This is a genomic window from Micromonospora musae (assembly GCF_003626545.1).
Taxonomy (GTDB): Bacteria; Actinomycetota; Actinomycetes; order Mycobacteriales; family Micromonosporaceae; genus Micromonospora; species Micromonospora musae.
The window spans coordinates 108,327-123,152 of record NZ_RAZS01000011.1 but is presented as its reverse complement, the minus strand read 5'-3'; the positions used below and the strand labels follow the sequence as shown (position 1 = coordinate 123,152).

The following is a 14,826-nucleotide window of genomic DNA, read 5'->3' as shown; positions in this document are numbered from 1 at the left end:
CGGCTCAGACGCCCATCTCGGCCTCGTACGCCCGGCGCAGCCGCCTCCCGGCGACCGGTGCGAGGCAGACGTGCCAGGCCTGCCCCTCGTCGATGACGTTGATCTCACCGGCCTGCTGCCGGGTGAGCAGGAGGGCCGCCAGGGTCTCCTGGACCCCGTAGCGGGCGTACCAGGTCATCTCCACGTCCATGGCGTACCCGGTGCAGTGCCCGCTGGGCAGCATGGCGGCGTACCCGAGGCGACGCAGCCGATGCTGGTGCTCGACGCTGCGGGTGAGCGAGGTCACCCACAGTGGCGGGGTGCCGGGTGGGGTGGCCGCCGCGAACTCCCGGCCGAGATCGTTGAGCAGCGCGACGACCTCGCGGCGGGCTCGCCGGGCGAGCAGGCCGGCGGTGCGCGGCGTGGCTTCCGGGCGCAGCCGGCGTCGCAGCGCGTGCCAGCTGCGGCCCACCACGGTCGCCGGCTGCTCCCGGTAGCGGAAGCGGAGCAGGTCACGGCGGCGCAGCCACTCCAGGTCGACCAGGTCGGGGCTGCCCTGGACCTGGTCGTCGGTGACGAAGTCCGCGACGTCGCGCCACCACATGACGTCGATGCGGGAGAGCAGGTAGATCCGCACCAGCGCCGTCAGGTCCCGGGCGGAGCTGCGGGGGTTCGGTTGGTAGCGGGCCATCTCCAGCAGCAGCGTCTCCCGGGCGCCCAGCAGCCCCTGCGGGGTGGCGTCGAGGACGGCGGCGAGGGCCGGCTCGCGCAGCCGCTCGTCGATGAGCACCTGTCGGGCGGCGGTGCTCGGCGCGTCGGCGAGCGCGCCGACCTCCACGAGCAGATCGGCGACGGCCTCCCGGTAGGCCACGAGATCCGGGTCGGTGGCCGGCGGCGGGCCGGAGGAGGCGGGAAGGCGGCGGGCCGGGGCGGTGGAGGCGACGGTCGGACCGGGCCGTCCTCCGGGGCTTCGGCTGGGCACTCGCATGATCGGTCCTCTCCGCGGTCCCGACACTGGGTCGTTCGCCCTGCACAGACACGGTAACCAGTCGGATCGGGAGGAGGCCGAACATTCCTCCTATCACCCCGCGAACGGCGACGGTTCGGAAAGCACGGGATGCCCAGCCGGGAGGTTGCAGGCCGACCGGGTGGGGCACGAACCGGTCAACCGCCGCGACGCGTGGCGCCGCCGCGCCGAGCCGGAGGGCGCCTCAAGATTCCGGCGTCCACCCCTCCGTCAGCGCCTGCACCTCGCCGTACGACGCCGGCCCGGGCGACGCGACCGGGCCGGCCGAGGCGCGACCGGCGTCTACGCCCGCCCGCGCCGGGGTGAGGGCGTCGACACCGGCCAGCGCGGCGCCGAGCGCGGCTCGGAACGGCAGCGAGCCGGTGCTCACCCGCGCCACCCCGAGCCGCGCCAACTCGTCGACGCCCAGGAAACCCGGGCGGTACAGCACGTTCAGCGGAGCGTCGACCTCGGTGACGAGGACCCGGATCGTCTCCTCGTCCGGGGCGCCGGGTGCGAAGACACCGTCGGCGCCGGCCGCTCGGTACGCCCGGGCCCGCTCCACGGCGGCGTCGAGCGGATCGGGTACGCCCAGCCACCACGCGTCGGTGCGGGCGTTGACGAACAGGTCCGGCACGGCGGCCTTGACCGCCGCCACCTTGACCGCGGTCGCCGCGGGTGCGGCGAGCGAACCGTCCGCGTGGCCGTCCTCCAGGTTGATGCCGACGACGCCGAGCCCGGCCAGCTCGACGGCGAGGGCGGCGACCTCCGCCGGGTCGTCGCTGAAGCCCGCCTCCACGTCGACGGTGAGCAGCACCGGGAGCCGGCGCAGCCGTCGGGCCAACCGCAGCGTCTCGGCCCGGGTCGCCCCCGCGCCGTCCGGCAGGCCGGCCGCGGCGGCCACGCCGAGACTGGTGGTGCCGACGGCCGGGTAGGACCGGGCCGCGAAGATCGCCGCCGAGGCGTGGTCCCAGGCATTGGGGAGGAGCAGGGGGTGGCCGGGCCGATGCAGCGCGCGGAAGGCGGCGCAGCGGTCGGCGTACCGGCCGGTGGCGGTGGATGGTGTCGTCATCGCGGGATCACCTCGAGCCGGGACGGCACCCGCAGCAGCGGATGGGATTCGTACGTCGGGCGGGCGGGGCCAGCGCCACCAGCACCGCGACCGCCCCGTCGGCCCGCCGGACCGCAGCCGCGTCCGCGCCGGGCTGGTAGGCGGCGGCGATCGTGGCCACCGCCTCGACGGCGGCCACCGGATCGGCCAGCCCGAGTCGGGCGGCGAGCACCCCCACCGGTACGCGCCGGGCGAGCGCGGACGGCACGTCGAACCGGCCATCGGCCCGGTCCAGGGCGTCGGTGGTCCGCCGGACGGCCTCGGCGCGTAGCTCGCCCGGGTCTAGCGGGGCCAGCGCCGCGAGGCCGGCCGACCGCCGGGCGGGATGGTTCTCCGGCGCGCTGAATCGGCTCACCAGGCCACGGAGCCAGTCGAGCGTGTAGGCCGCGCCGGGGCGGGCGGGCGGTACGCGGCAGGCCGGGGCGGCGAGGGCGGCGCGCACGTCCGCGTACCGGGTCAGCGTGCAACCGGTCCGCGGGTCCACGGTGGGTGGGCCGCAGGGCGGGGTGCCGGAAATCGGGGCGATGCGGGGCCGGGTGAGGGTCACCCGACGACGCTAGGGCCGGGACGCTGCGGCCGACGCCGAAGTGTCGCCGCGGGCGGTCGGACCGAGCGCGATGCCTGAGCTGGTCGATCGACTCGACCGGGCTCGGCCGGGATGATCGTGAACGCCAGGTCAGGCGCGTCCGCCGCCGGTGTCGGCGTCGGCCGGTGGGGCGAGGTCGGCCGGGTCCAGGCCGAGCGCGGCGGCGAGCGCCGGAGTGCCGGACGGGGTGAGGCGGACGGCCCGGCCCGCGCCCCGGGTGAGCCAACCCAGGTCGAGCAGGTGGGCGCAGAGCGCCGCGCCGAGGGCGCCGGAGAGGTGCGGCCGCCGCTCGGTCCAGTCCAGGCAGTCGCGCAGCAACGGCCGGCGGGTGGCGCGCAGCGGCGCCACGGGCAGCCCCAGCTCGGCGCACCAGCGCGTTCCGGCTGGAGTGAGCGCCAGTCCGGCGGAGCGGTCCAGCAGTCCCCGGTGCAGCAGCGCGTCGTGCATCAGCACGCCGAGGCGCCCGGCGAGATGGTCGTAGCAGGTCCGGGCGTACGCGAGCGCGGCGCCGGCCCGGGCGGCCCGCAGCGACCGGTCCGGGGCGGGCGGCGCGGAGGGCCGAGCGGCCAGGTCCTCGACGAGCTGGGCCACGCTCGCGTCGGCGAGCCGCAGGTATCGGTGCCGCCCCTGCCGTTCCTGCGCCAGCAGCCCACCCTCGACGAGGCGGCTGAGGTGGTCGCTCGCGGTGGAGGGGGCGACGCCCGCGGCCCGGGCCAGCTCCCCCGCCGTCCAGGCCCGACCGTCGAGCAACGCGAGGCAGATCCGCGCCCGGGTGGTGTCGGCCAGCAGCGCGGCGAGGTGCGCGAGCCCCGGGGCCCAGGCGGTGTTCGGGTGCATCCGGCCATGCTGGCACGCGGACGGTTCGCTCTTCGCCGACCGGTCTTTACAACGTTGCACGAGGCGCGGTAGGAAGGGACGCGGCTCGCACCGACATCCACTGCACGCAAGGCAGGTCTGATGGGACAACCACGTCGCGGTGGCGCGCTCGCCGCCGTACTCGCTCTGCTGCTGGCGGCCCCCACCGCCGCCCCGGCCGCCGCCGAAGCCCGCTCGACCCCCCACTACCGCAACCCGATCTCCGTCGACGTGGGCGACACCTTCGCCGACCCGGTCATCGTCCGCGGTGACGACGGCTACTGGTACGCCTACGGCACCACCGACCCACTGCGGGAGGGCGAGCGGCAGTCGCACCGGGTGCCCACCGCCCGCTCCGCCGACCTGGTCGACTGGACGTACGCCGGCGACGCCTTCGCGCCCGACCAGCGCCCGCCCTACGCGGCCAACGGCGCGGCGTTCTGGGCACCGGACGTGCGCCGCATCGGCGACCGATACGTCATGTACGTGACGGTCACCGACACCACCGTCTCCACGGAGGGCAGCGACTACGCCATCGGCGCGGCCACCGCGCCCACCCCGACCGGCCCGTGGACCTTCGCCGACGAGCCGGTGGTCGCCCCACGCCCCGGCGGCGGCGGTGGCTGGCTCTGGACGATCGACCCGAGCCAGTTCACCGACGTCGACGGCACCAACTACCTCTACTACGGCAGCTACTACGGCGGCGTCTCCGTCACCGAGCTCACCCCCGACGGGCTGCGCGCGGTCGGCTCCCCCACCCTGGTCGCCGTCGACAACAAGTTCGAGGGCAGCTACGTGCTGCGCCACGACGGCTGGTACTACCTCTTCGCCTCCACCGCGAACTGCTGCGCCGGCCCGGCCACCGGCTACTCGGTGCAGGTCGGACGCGCGCGCAGCCCGCGCGGGCCGTTCCTGGACCGCGACGGCATCGCGCTGACCGCGTCCCGGACCGGTGGCACCCCGGTGCTCACCCAGAACGGCAACCGCTGGATCGGCACCGGACACAACGGGTTCCTCACCGACCTGTCCGGGCAGGACTGGATCGTCTACCACGCCATCGACCGCTCGGACCCGTACCTGGACGAGCCGTTCGGCGTCAACGAGCGGCCGATGCTCATCGACCGGCTGGACTGGATCGACGGCTGGCCGAGCGTGAACGCCGGCGCCGGCCCCTCCGACGGCGAACGCCCCGCCCCGGTGACGACCGGCCCGCTCGACGAGCGGTTCGACACCGCCGGCCTGGCGCGCTGGCGGCGCGCCGACGGCGACTGGCAGGTCGACGACGGTCGGCTCACCGGTGGCGGCGCGTTGACGAGTCGTACCACCGTCGGCGGCGACCTGCGGGCGGAGACCGACCTGCGGCTGACCGGCGCGGCCTCCGCCGGGCTCACCCTCGCCGACCGGGTCGAGGTCCGCGTCGACGCGGCAGGTGGCCGGCTGGTGGCCCGCGACGGCGGCCGTACGGCCAGCGCCCCGCTGCCCGCCGGTTTCGTTCCCGCCGACCGGCACAACCTGGCCGTCGAGGTGCGCGACCGCCGGCTCGTCGCCGAGCTGAGCCCGGCCCGCCTCGGCGACCAGCTCGCCGTGGTGGAACTGCCGCTGGACCGCCCGGTGACCGGCCGGGTCGGCCTGCACGCCACCGGAGGTGACGCCGAGTTCGACAACGTGAGCGCGGTCCGGCTGTACCGGCCGGCCCGGGCCGTCACGACGCCCCGGATCGGGCGGGTGCTCACGTCGTACTCGGACGAGTTCACCGGTGGTCTCGGCCCGGCCTGGAGCTGGGTACGCCCGGACCCGGCGGCGACGGTGGCCGGCGGCGCGCTGCGCTGGCCGGTGCAGTCCGCCGACCTCACCGGCACCGGCAACACGGCCGGGGTGCTGCTGCGCGACGCGCCCGTCGGCGACTACGTGGTCGAGACGAAGGTGACCCTCGACCTCGGCGAGGAGAGCGTCCGCAACTACCAGCAGGCCGGCCTGGTGGCGTACGTCGACGACGACCGGTTCGCCCGGCTGGCGCAGGTGGCGATCTGGAACACCCGGCAGGTGGAGTACGGCTACGAGCTGCCCTTCGCCGGCCAGCCGGTGTACGGCGGCAGCATCGTCGGCACCCCGGCCGGCGCCACCTGGCTGCGGCTGGCGCACCACGTCGACCGGGCCACCGGCGAGCACGAGTTCCGGGCCGCCTCCAGCCGGGACGGCGAGCACTGGACCTGGGGTGGGGTGTGGACCTTCCCGGCCGACACGACCCCCCGGATCGGGCTGGTCGCGCACGGGGGCGCCGCGCCGGCGGTCACCGCCGACTTCGACTACCTACGCTTCTACCGCTGACGGCGCGCTGACCGGGGCCCCGGTGACGGAGCCCCGGTCAGCACCCGGAGAGGGGCGTGACCGACCGAGGGTCGGAGTCGTAGCTGCGCGCCGCGACGAACTCCCCGCTCGGCCGGTCCCCGCCGATCACCGCCCGGGCCCGGCGACGGTCGGCGGCGCGGAAACGCAGCGCCAGGCTCAGATGCGGAACCCAGCGCCCGGGCAGGTGCCACGGCTGCGCGCCGGGCGCGCCCGCGAGCACGTCCCAGACCGCGCCGTGCAGGGCCAGCAGCTCCGGAGTCGACCGGATCAGCCACACCAGCGGGGCGCTGCCGTCGAGCACCGCCACCCGGTCGACCCGCGCCCGAAGAGGCAGCGCCGCATCGAAGAGGTCGGCGAGGCGCTCCTGCGCGCCGGGCGGGAACTCGTCCACCGCCGCGAGGGTCAGATGTGGCCGGTTCGTGGCATGGGTGTTGCGGGCCAGGCTGGGCAGACCGGTCTCGGCCAGTCGATCCCACGCCGCCCGCACCGTGGCGTCCAGCTCCGCCGAGCAGAGCAGTTCGACCGTACGCACCCGCCCACGCTAGTCGGCCCCGGAAGCGGCCGGGCACCGGCTCAGAGCCAGCCGTTCTCCCGCGCCCTCCGGATCGCCTCCGCCCGGTCGGTCGCACCGAGCTTCTGCACCGCCGCCGCGAGGTAGTTGCGCACCGTGCCGCTGGAGAGGTGCGCCCGCCGGGCGATCACGGCGACCGGGGCGCCCAGCTCGGCCAGGCGCAGCGTCTCCAGCTCCCGTGGCGTCAATGGGCAGTCGGGCAGGGTCAGCGCGTCGGCGGCCAGCGCCGGGTCGACGTACCGGCCGCCGGCACGCACCCGCCGGATCACGTCCGCGAGCGCCCCACCCGGCGCGCCCTTGGGCAGGAAGCCGCGGGCGCCGGCGGTCAGCGCCTGACGCAGGTGCGCGGGTCGGCCGTGCCCGGTGAGCAGGACCACCGCGCATCCGGGCAGCGCCCGGGTCAGCTCGGCGGCGACCTGGATGCCGGTCAGCCCCGGCATCTCCAGGTCGACCACCGCCACGTCCGGCCGGTGCGCCAGCGCCGCCGCGACCGCCGACGGCCCGTCGGCCGCCTCCGCCACCACCTCGATGTCGGGCTCCAGCCCGAGCAGGGCGGCCAGCGCCGCCCGGATCAGCTCCTCGTCGTCGGCGAGCAGGAGCCGGATCATGACCCGACCGGGACTGTGGCTTCGAGGGTGAACACGTTCTCCTCCCGCCGGACACGCAGCCGCCCGCCGACCCCGGCGAGCCGGTCAGTGAGGCCACGCAGACCGGTGCTGCGCTCGTCCGGTCCGCCACCCGCGGCGCCGTCGTTGGCGACCGTCAGGCGGGCGACGTCGCCGTCACGCACGATCTCGATCCGGCACCAGCCGGCGCGGCTGTGCCGCAGCAGGTTCGTGCCGGCCTCACGCAGCACGGCCGCCAGGTCGCTCGCCGCCGCCGGCGGCAGGTCGGCCGGTGGGGGCGCGACCGTGCACCGGATGCCGGACGAGCGCAGCACCGCCGCCACGGCGTCGAGCTGTTCACCCAGGTCGACGCTCCGGTAGCCGTGCACGGCCTCGCGCACCTCGGCCAGCGCGGAGAGCGCCAGGCGCTGCACCTCGCCGGCCTCCCGGGCGGCCCGTTCGGCATCCACCTCGGCGAGCCGGGCGGCCAGCTCCGCCTTCAACGCGATGACGGTGAGGCTGTGCCCCAGCACGTCGTGCACGTCCCGGGCGAAGCGGAGCCGCTCCTGGGCGGCGGCCAGTCCGGCCTGCGCCCGCTGCCCGTCCCGCGCCTCGACGAGCAGGTCCCAGAACCAGACCTGGAACCAGTTGACCAGAGCGACGCTCACGCCGACCCCGCCGGTCACCAGGAGGGACCGGGAGATCTGGCCGCCGGTCCATACCGCCACCCCGGCCGAGGCGGCGAGGGTCGCGGCGGTCACGGCGAGCACCACCGGCGGGCGTACGAGCAGCGGCGCCATGCCGACCAGCGAGGCGCCCAGCCACGCCCACGTCGGCCACGCGCCCGCCGCGACGGGACCGACGAGCGGGACGGTCAGCGACGCCGCCACGGCCAACCCCAGTTGGGACCGGCGGCGCCACCGCTGCGGCAGCCAGGGAGTCACCGCCGCGTACAGCACCGCGGCCTGGCCGGCGACGAAGGCGACCACACCCACCACGCCGAGCGCGGCGCGCGTGCCGTCGGGCTCCCGGGCGACGCCGAGCAGGGGCAGCAGCAGGCTGGCCCAGATCCCGGTGCCCAGCGAGAGGAGCATGGCCGTACGGGCGCGGCGCAGCCGCCGATCCGCCCGGGGTCCCGCCGCCTGCTGCGCCACGGACCCGATCGTAGGGCCGCCGCCGCCCGATCCGCCCCTGCGGAATGTCACGGGTGGACCGTGCAGATCGCACGGAGATCCGGTGACATCCTGGTCTGCCCGACGGGTCGCGCTCACCGGCAGGGTCTACGGCATGACGCAGATCCGAGTTCACCAGCCGACGACCACCGCCGCGCCGCGCCGGGCGGGCGGCGTCGCCCATCTGCTGCGGCACCTCGGCGAGATGACCCTCGCGATGATCGCCGGGATGCTCCTCCTCGGCCCGGTGTGGTCGCTCGTCGCCGAACCGTCGGGGCTCGCCGGCCTGCTCGACCAGCCGGAGGTCGCCGCGCTGGTGATGGCGACGAACATGACCGCCGGGATGACGGTCTGGATGCGGTACCGCCGGCACACCTGGTCGGCGTGCGCCGGGATGGCCGCCGCCATGTACGTCCCGTTCCTAATGCTGCTCCCGCCCTACTGGGCGGGCCTGCTCGACGGCGAGGCGATGATGCTCGGCGGTCACCTGCTGATGGTGCCCGCCATGGTGCTCGTGGCGCTGCGCCACCGGCACGAGCCGCCCGCCGCCACACCGCGCCGGGGACGGCTGGTCGCCGCCCTGCTGCGCCGCTGGCCGACCGGCCTCGCTCTGCTGATGACGATCGACCTCTGGATCTCGCCGACCGTGCTCGGGCCGTGGACGCTGCTGATCCTGCCCGTCGGGTATCTGATCATCGGCGGGTACCGTCGCCGGCTGCGCGGGCCGGGTGTGCTGACCCGGCAGCTCGGCGGCCTGGTCGCCTGGTCGGCGCTGGCGCTGGTCGCGGCGGCGGCCGGCGGGCGGGCCGCGGCGTGGCTGGTCGCGCTCGGCTGGCTCGGTCACGCGGTCTGGGACGTGGTGCACCACCGGCGTGACGAGGTCGTGCCCCGCGGCTACGCCGAATGGTGCGGTGTCCTCGACGCGATCGTCGGCGTCACGATCATCCTGGCGCTCCTGACCACCTGACCCCGAGGTCGCGCCGCCGGGTCGGCGCGGGCCGCCGCACGGCCCGACCCGGGCCCGGATCGCTTGATCATCGGGGCGGTCCGCAGGCGTCGGCGGCGGAGAGGTGCCGGTCGGCGCGGCAGGCATGAGGCGGTGATGAAAGGCTTGTCGCATGAGTTCGGCACAGATCCACCCCACCGACCCGGGCGACACCGAGGCGAACGGCTTCGCGGACCTGGGGCTGCGCCCCGAGCTGCTGGGCGCGCTGGCCGCCCTCGGCTACGAGGAGCCCACCCCGATCCAGCGGGAGGCGATCCCGCCCCTGCTGGCCGGTCAGGACCTGCTCGGTCAGGCGGCCACCGGCACCGGCAAGACCGCCGCCTTCGCGCTGCCCCTGCTGCAGCGCATGCCGGCGCACCGTGACGGCGGCGACCCGGTGGCGCTGGTGCTGGTGCCGACCCGGGAGCTGGCGGTGCAGGTCTCCGAGGCGTTCCACCGGTACGGCCGGGAACTCGGCACCCGGGTGCTGCCGATCTACGGCGGGCAGCCGATCGGCCGGCAGCTGCGGGCGCTGGACGCGGGCGTGGACGTGGTGGTGGCCACCCCGGGCCGTGCGCTGGACCACATCGCCCGGGAGACGCTGCGGCTGGGTGGCCTCGCCACCGTCGTCCTGGACGAGGCCGACGAGATGCTGGACATGGGCTTCGCCGAGGACATCGAGGCGATCCTGCAGCACGCGCCGGAGCAGCGGCAGACCGTGCTCTTCTCGGCCACGATGCCGGCGCGCATCGACGGGATGGCCCGGCAGCACCTCACCGACCCGGTCCGGATCCTCATTCGGCGGGAGCAGCCGGTCGCCGGGGAGGCGCCCCGGGTCCGGCAGAGCGCCTACCTGGTGGCCCGGGCACACAAGCCGGCGGCACTGGGCCGGGTGCTGGACGTGGAGTCGCCGACCGCCGCGATCGTGTTCTGCCGCAGCCGGGAGGAGGTGGACCGCCTCACCGAGACCATGAACGGCCGCGGCTACCGCGCGGAGGCCCTGCACGGCGGAATGAGCCAGGAGCAGCGCGACCGGGTGATGGGCCGGCTGCGCGCCGGAACGGCGGATCTGCTGGTCGCCACCGACGTGGCCGCGCGCGGTCTGGACGTCGAGCAGCTCACCCACGTGGTCAACTACGACGTGCCGTCGGCTCCCGAGTCGTACGTGCACCGGATCGGCCGGGTGGGGCGGGCCGGTCGGGAGGGGGTGGCGATCACCCTCGCCGAGCCGCGCGAGCACCGAATGCTCAAGACCATCGAGCGGGTCACCGGACAGCGGATCTCCATCGACACCATCCCGACCGTGGCGGATCTGCGTACCCGCCGGCTGGAGCTGACCCAGGCGGCGCTGCGGGAGAGCCTGCTCGACGACGACCTGGAGCCGTTCCGGGTGATCGTCGAGTCGCTGACCGACGAGTTCGACCTGATGGAGGTGGCCCTCGCCGCGGTGCGGCTGGCGCACGAGGCGACGTCGCCGGGCGCGGACGACGAGGAGGAGATCCCCCAGGTGTCGCTGCGCGGCCCGCGCGAGGGGGCGCGGGGCGAGCGGCGCGGCGCCACCGGCCGGCCGCGCACGGGCGGCACCACCCAGGTCTTCGTCGGGCTCGGTCGCCGGGCCGGAGTACGCCCGCAGGACCTGGTCGGTGCGATCACCGGCGAGACCGGGATCAGCGGCCGGGACATCGGCTCCATCGAGATCGCGGACCGGTTCTCCCTGGTGGAGGTGCCGCACGCCGTCGCCGACGAGGTGATCGCGGGGCTGCGCGCCAGCACCATCAAGGGCCGCAAGGCGACGGTACGCCGCGACCGGGACGGCGACGGCGACGATCGCCGGGAGCGGGCGTACGCCGGGGACCGCCGCGACCGGCCGTACGGCGGTGACCGTCGTGACCGGCCGTACGGGGGCGACCGCCGCGACCGGCGGGACCGCGACCACCGCTGACCACCGCGGCACGCGCGAAAAGGGCCCCCGACCACGCCGTTGCGGTGTGGTCGGGGGCCCTTCCCGATCAGGCGTCAGGCCGCGGCGAGCGCCGGGCCGTCCAGCGACTCCGTCTCCAGCTCGGCCGGGCGCAGCGCCAGGGCGAGCACGTCGGCGACGTCGGAGAGGGTGTGGATGGTCAGCGCCTCGCGGACCTCGGTGGGCAGATCGTCCAGGTCCGGCTCGTTGCGCTTCGGGATGATCACTTCGGTCAGGCCCGCCCGGTGCGCGGCGAGCAGCTTCTGCTTCACCCCGCCGATGGGCAGCACCCGACCGGAGAGGGTCACCTCACCGGTCATCCCGAACTCGGGCCGGACCGGCCGGCCGGTCACCAGGGAGGCCAGCGCGGTCACCATGGTGATGCCGGCGCTGGGGCCGTCCTTGGGCACCGCCCCCGCCGGGAAGTGCACGTGGATCCGCCGTCCGGCCAGCTCGTTCGGGTCGATGCCGAGGCGTCGACCGTTGGAGCGCAGGTACGACAGCGCGATGTGCGCCGACTCCTTCATCACGTCACCGAGCTGACCGGTCAGGGTCAGCCCCGGCTCGCCCTCCATGCCGGTGGCCTCAATGAAGAGCACGTCGCCGCCGGCGCCCGTGACCGCCAGGCCGGTGGCCACGCCGGGCACCGCCGTCCGCTCCGCCGACTCCGGGGTGAACTTCGGCCGGCCCAGGTACTGGGCCAGGTTGCCGTCGTCGACCTGCAGCGGCGTCGGGTCGGTGGCGAGGGTGACCGCCACCTTCCGCAGGATCTTCGCCAGCGCCCGTTCGAGCTGCCGTACCCCGGCCTCTCGGGTGTACTCCCCCGCGATCCGGGCGAGCGCCTCGTCGGCCACGGTCACCTCGTCGGCGGTCAGCCCGGCCCGCTCCCGCTGCCGGGGCAGCAGGTGGTCGCGGGCGATCGCCACCTTCTCGTCCTCCGTGTAGCCGTCCAGGGTGACCAGCTCCATCCGGTCCAGCAGCGGGCCGGGGATGCTCTCCACCACGTTCGCAGTGGCGAGGAAGAGCACGTCGGACAGGTCGAGGTCGACCTCCAGGTAGTGGTCCCGGAAGGTGTGGTTCTGCGCCGGGTCGAGCACCTCCAGCAGCGCGGCGGCCGGGTCGCCGGCGTACCCGGCGGCCAGCTTGTCCACCTCGTCGAGGAGCACGACCGGGTTCATCGAGCCCGCCTCGCGCAGCGCACGCACGATGCGGCCGGGCAGCGCCCCGACGTAGGTGCGCCGGTGACCGCGGACCTCCGCCTCGTCCCGGACACCACCGAGGGAGACCCGGACGAAGTTGCGCCCGAGCGCCCGGGCGACCGACTCTCCGAGGCTGGTCTTGCCGACACCGGGCGGGCCGGCCAGGGCGAGCACCGCGCCGGAGCCGCGTCCGCCGACCACGCCGAGGTTGCGCTCGGCGCGCCGGTTGCGTACCGCGAGGTACTCCAGGATGCGGTCCTTCACGTCCGGCAGGCCGGCGTGGTCGGCGTCGAGCACCGCGCGCGCCTCGGCCAGGTCCGTGTTGTCGGTGGTACGCGTGTTCCACGGCATCTCGAGGACGGTGTCCAGCCAGGTGCGGATCCAGCCCGCCTCCGGGGAGGCGTCGCTGGCCCGCTCGAGCTTGCCGACCTCGCGCAGCGCCGCCTCGCGTACCTTCTCGGGCAGCTCCGCGGCCTCGACGCGGGTCCGGTAGTCGGCCGAGCCGTCCGGCTCGTCCTCACCGAGCTCCTTGCGGATCGCGGCGAGCTGCTGACGCAGCAGGAACTCCCGCTGCGACTTCTCCAGCCCCTCCCGCACGTCGTTGTTGATCTGCTCGGTGACCTCCTGCTCGGCCAGGTGCTCCTTGACCCAGCCGACGAGCAGTTCGAGCCGGGCGGTGACGTCCGCGGCGGCGAGCAGTTCGTTCTTCTGCTCCAGGCTCAGCCAGGGCGCGTAGCCGGCGGAGTCGGCGAGTTCGGCGAGATCGGTCATCCGCTCGATCGCGTCGATGACCTGCCAGGCCCCCCGCTGCTGGAGCAGCGACGAGACCAGGGCGCGGTACTCACGGGCGAGTTCGCGGGCCCGGCCGGCGGGGGCGGGTTCGGAGAGTTCGGCGGCCTCGACCCAGAGCGCGGCGCCCGGGCCGGGGACACCGGAGCCGATGCGCGCGCGGGAGAGCCCGCGGATCACGGCGGCGGGCTCCCCGCTGGGCAGCCGGCCGACCTTCTCGATGGTGGCCACCACGCCGACGGGACCGTACTCCCCGTCGATGCGGGGCACGGCCAACAGCGTACGGTCGCCGGTGGCGCGGGCCGCGTCGACCGCGGCCTGAGTGGTCGGGTCGAGGGTCACCGGGATCACCATGCCGGGCAGCAGCACGGCGTCGGTCAGCGGAAGTACCGGAAGAGTTGCCATCGAACACCTGCCATCGCATTGAGTTGAGCGTGTCAGGCTCAAGTCACGAGGCGGTCCCTTTCTTCCGGGGTGTGATCCAGGCCACCCTCGGTGCGGTCACCGGGCGGCGGCAGCAGCAGTTCCCACAGCAGCCTGGCGCCGCCGGCGAGCAGCACCGCGACCGGGATCGCGATGCTGGTCAGGGCCAGTGCGGCCACCGTCCAGGCGGGCAGCCCGGCGATGACCGCAACGACGGTCAGCGCCGCGCAGACGGCGAGCTTCACGCGGGTACGGGCGACCGGGACCAACGGATGCGACGACATCCTCGGCACCTCCTCGGGTACGCGTGCCGACCGCCGCGTGGGCGGCCCGGCACGGCGGGGTCAGGTGAGCCTGCTCTCGACCTCGGTGGCGAACTCGCCGAGCAGGCCCGGTTCGGTCCCGTACAGGCGCGGGTCACCGGGGGGCAGGACGGGTTCCGGCGCGTGCGCCCGGGGGCTGTTGTCGTACCGGAACTCGCCCTTGCCGTCCGGGGTGGGCCCGGCCGCCCAACGCCCCTCGGAGGCGTCGGTGCCCGGCGAGAAGTCCAGGTAGGTGTAGCCGAACTCCTCGGTGAGCTCCCCCGAGTCGGGGAACGCCTCCGGCACCGGCATCTCCTCCAGGCCGTCCTCCTTGAGCTGCTCGATGGCGGCCAGCCAGATGTTCTGGTGCATGGTGTCGCGGGCCAGCAGGAAGCGCAGCAGCTGCTTGACCCCCGGATCGTCGGTCATGTTGAACAGCCGGGCCACCTGCAGCCGGCCCTGCGCCTCCGCCGCCACGTTCAGGTAGAAGTCGGCCATCAGGTTGCCGCTGGCGGTGATGTACGAGCCGTTCCACGGCACCCCGACGCTGTCCACCGGCAGCGCCCCGCCGCCACCGTGGATGAAGTGCGCCGGATTGGCGCCGCCGTAGATCGCCCCCACCATCGGGTTCTCCTCGGCCGCCGCCTCCTGCAACGACAGCGGCGCGTTCTCCAGCAGCCGCGTGATCATCGTGGCGATCATCTCGACGTGACCCATCTCCTCGGTGCCGACATCGAGGAAGAGGTCCTTGTACTTGCCGGGCAGCCGGCAGTTCCAGCCCTGGTAGAGGTACTGGTTGGCGACGGTCATCTCGCCCCACTTGCCGCCCAGGATCTCCTGGAGCCGCCGGGCGAACGCGGCGTCGGGACCGTCCGGCTTCGCCTCGAACTGCAGATCCTTCAGGTGGCTGAACACATCTCCTCCTCGGTACCGA

The 14,826-nt window shown here is 75.0% G+C and carries 12 protein-coding genes and 1 pseudogene; 3 read left to right on the top strand and 10 right to left on the bottom strand.

The features are described 5' to 3' along the window. Positions 1 to 4: 4 nt before the first annotated feature. The 4 genes from D7147_RS26045 to D7147_RS26030 all read right to left on the bottom strand — a co-directional run bounded on the left by D7147_RS26045 (position 5) and on the right by D7147_RS26030 (position 3,519). A complete protein-coding gene (locus D7147_RS26045) occupies positions 5 to 967 on the bottom strand; it encodes a DUF5715 family protein (protein WP_120682208.1) in 963 nt (320 codons plus the stop codon). Between the two features lie 223 nt (positions 968 to 1,190). Continuing rightward, positions 1,191 to 2,057 (bottom strand): isocitrate lyase/PEP mutase family protein, encoded by an 867-nt coding sequence (locus tag D7147_RS26040; RefSeq protein ID WP_120682206.1) that lies wholly within the window; start codon positions 2,055 to 2,057, stop codon positions 1,191 to 1,193. Between the two features lie 7 nt (positions 2,058 to 2,064). After that, complete coding sequence (locus tag D7147_RS26035; RefSeq protein WP_147437447.1) at positions 2,065 to 2,643, bottom strand: cytochrome P450 family protein; 579 nt, start codon at positions 2,641 to 2,643, stop codon at positions 2,065 to 2,067. Between the two features lie 129 nt (positions 2,644 to 2,772). Further along, complete coding sequence (locus tag D7147_RS26030; protein ID WP_120682202.1) at positions 2,773 to 3,519, bottom strand: ArsR/SmtB family transcription factor; 747 nt, start codon at positions 3,517 to 3,519, stop codon at positions 2,773 to 2,775. Positions 3,520 to 3,639: 120 nt separating this feature from the next. Here D7147_RS26030 and D7147_RS26025 point away from each other — a divergent pair, with 120 nt between their 5' ends. After that, complete coding sequence (locus D7147_RS26025; protein WP_120682200.1) at positions 3,640 to 5,865, top strand: family 43 glycosylhydrolase; 2,226 nt, start codon at positions 3,640 to 3,642, stop codon at positions 5,863 to 5,865. Between the two features lie 37 nt (positions 5,866 to 5,902). Here the strand turns inward: D7147_RS26025 and D7147_RS26020 are convergent, their stop codons facing one another. Genes D7147_RS26020 through D7147_RS26010 form a run of 3 tightly spaced genes read right to left on the bottom strand, consistent with a single transcriptional unit; the run spans position 5,903 to position 8,216 of the window. Then, entirely contained in the window at positions 5,903 to 6,418 is a 516-nt protein-coding gene (locus tag D7147_RS26020) for a 2'-5' RNA ligase family protein (RefSeq protein WP_120682198.1), read from the bottom strand. Positions 6,419 to 6,459: 41 nt separating this feature from the next. Continuing rightward, positions 6,460 to 7,065, bottom strand: coding sequence for a response regulator transcription factor (locus D7147_RS26015; protein WP_120682196.1), 606 nt, complete (start codon positions 7,063 to 7,065; stop codon positions 6,460 to 6,462). Then, positions 7,062 to 8,216, bottom strand: a complete 1,155-nt coding sequence (locus tag D7147_RS26010) for a sensor histidine kinase (RefSeq protein WP_233563467.1) — start codon at positions 8,214 to 8,216, stop codon at positions 7,062 to 7,064. The genes D7147_RS26015 and D7147_RS26010 overlap by 4 nt, the downstream gene beginning before the upstream one ends. Before the next feature lie 133 nt (positions 8,217 to 8,349). Here D7147_RS26010 and D7147_RS26005 point away from each other — a divergent pair, with 133 nt between their 5' ends. Further along, positions 8,350 to 9,201, top strand: a complete 852-nt coding sequence (locus tag D7147_RS26005; protein ID WP_233563465.1) for a hypothetical protein — start codon at positions 8,350 to 8,352, stop codon at positions 9,199 to 9,201. Between the two features lie 151 nt (positions 9,202 to 9,352). Beyond that, positions 9,353 to 11,059, top strand: a pseudogene (locus D7147_RS26000) (DEAD/DEAH box helicase); the annotation flags it as partial. A 176-nt stretch (positions 11,060 to 11,235) separates the two neighbouring features. On the opposite strand, the gene lon reads toward D7147_RS26000, so the two are convergent. The 3 genes from lon to D7147_RS25985 are packed head-to-tail and all read right to left on the bottom strand — an operon-like array spanning position 11,236 to position 14,807. Next, a complete protein-coding gene (lon, locus tag D7147_RS25995) occupies positions 11,236 to 13,572 on the bottom strand; it encodes an endopeptidase La (protein ID WP_120682191.1) in 2,337 nt (778 codons plus the stop codon). 38 nt (positions 13,573 to 13,610) lie between these two features. Next, entirely contained in the window at positions 13,611 to 13,874 is a 264-nt protein-coding gene (locus D7147_RS25990; RefSeq protein ID WP_120682189.1) for a hypothetical protein, read from the bottom strand. Between the two features lie 60 nt (positions 13,875 to 13,934). After that, complete coding sequence (locus tag D7147_RS25985; RefSeq protein ID WP_120682187.1) at positions 13,935 to 14,807, bottom strand: manganese catalase family protein; 873 nt, start codon at positions 14,805 to 14,807, stop codon at positions 13,935 to 13,937. Between the last annotated feature and the right edge of the window lie 19 nt (positions 14,808 to 14,826).

Bases quoted from the DNA above. Each gene is read 5' to 3' on its own strand.
- lon (WP_120682191.1), bottom strand. From the start codon at position 13,572: ATGGCAACTCTTCCGGTACTTCCGCTGACCGACGCCGTGCTGCTGCCC.
- D7147_RS26030 (WP_120682202.1), bottom strand. From the start codon at position 3,519: ATGCACCCGAACACCGCCTGGGCCCCGGGGCTCGCGCACCTCGCCGCG.
- D7147_RS26005 (WP_233563465.1), top strand. From the start codon at position 8,350: ATGACGCAGATCCGAGTTCACCAGCCGACGACCACCGCCGCGCCGCGC.
- D7147_RS26040 (WP_120682206.1), bottom strand. From the start codon at position 2,057: ATGACGACACCATCCACCGCCACCGGCCGGTACGCCGACCGCTGCGCC.
- D7147_RS26025 (WP_120682200.1), top strand. From the start codon at position 3,640: ATGGGACAACCACGTCGCGGTGGCGCGCTCGCCGCCGTACTCGCTCTG.
- D7147_RS26015 (WP_120682196.1), bottom strand. From the start codon at position 7,065: ATGATCCGGCTCCTGCTCGCCGACGACGAGGAGCTGATCCGGGCGGCG.
- D7147_RS26045 (WP_120682208.1), bottom strand. From the start codon at position 967: ATGCGAGTGCCCAGCCGAAGCCCCGGAGGACGGCCCGGTCCGACCGTC.
- D7147_RS25990 (WP_120682189.1), bottom strand. From the start codon at position 13,874: ATGTCGTCGCATCCGTTGGTCCCGGTCGCCCGTACCCGCGTGAAGCTC.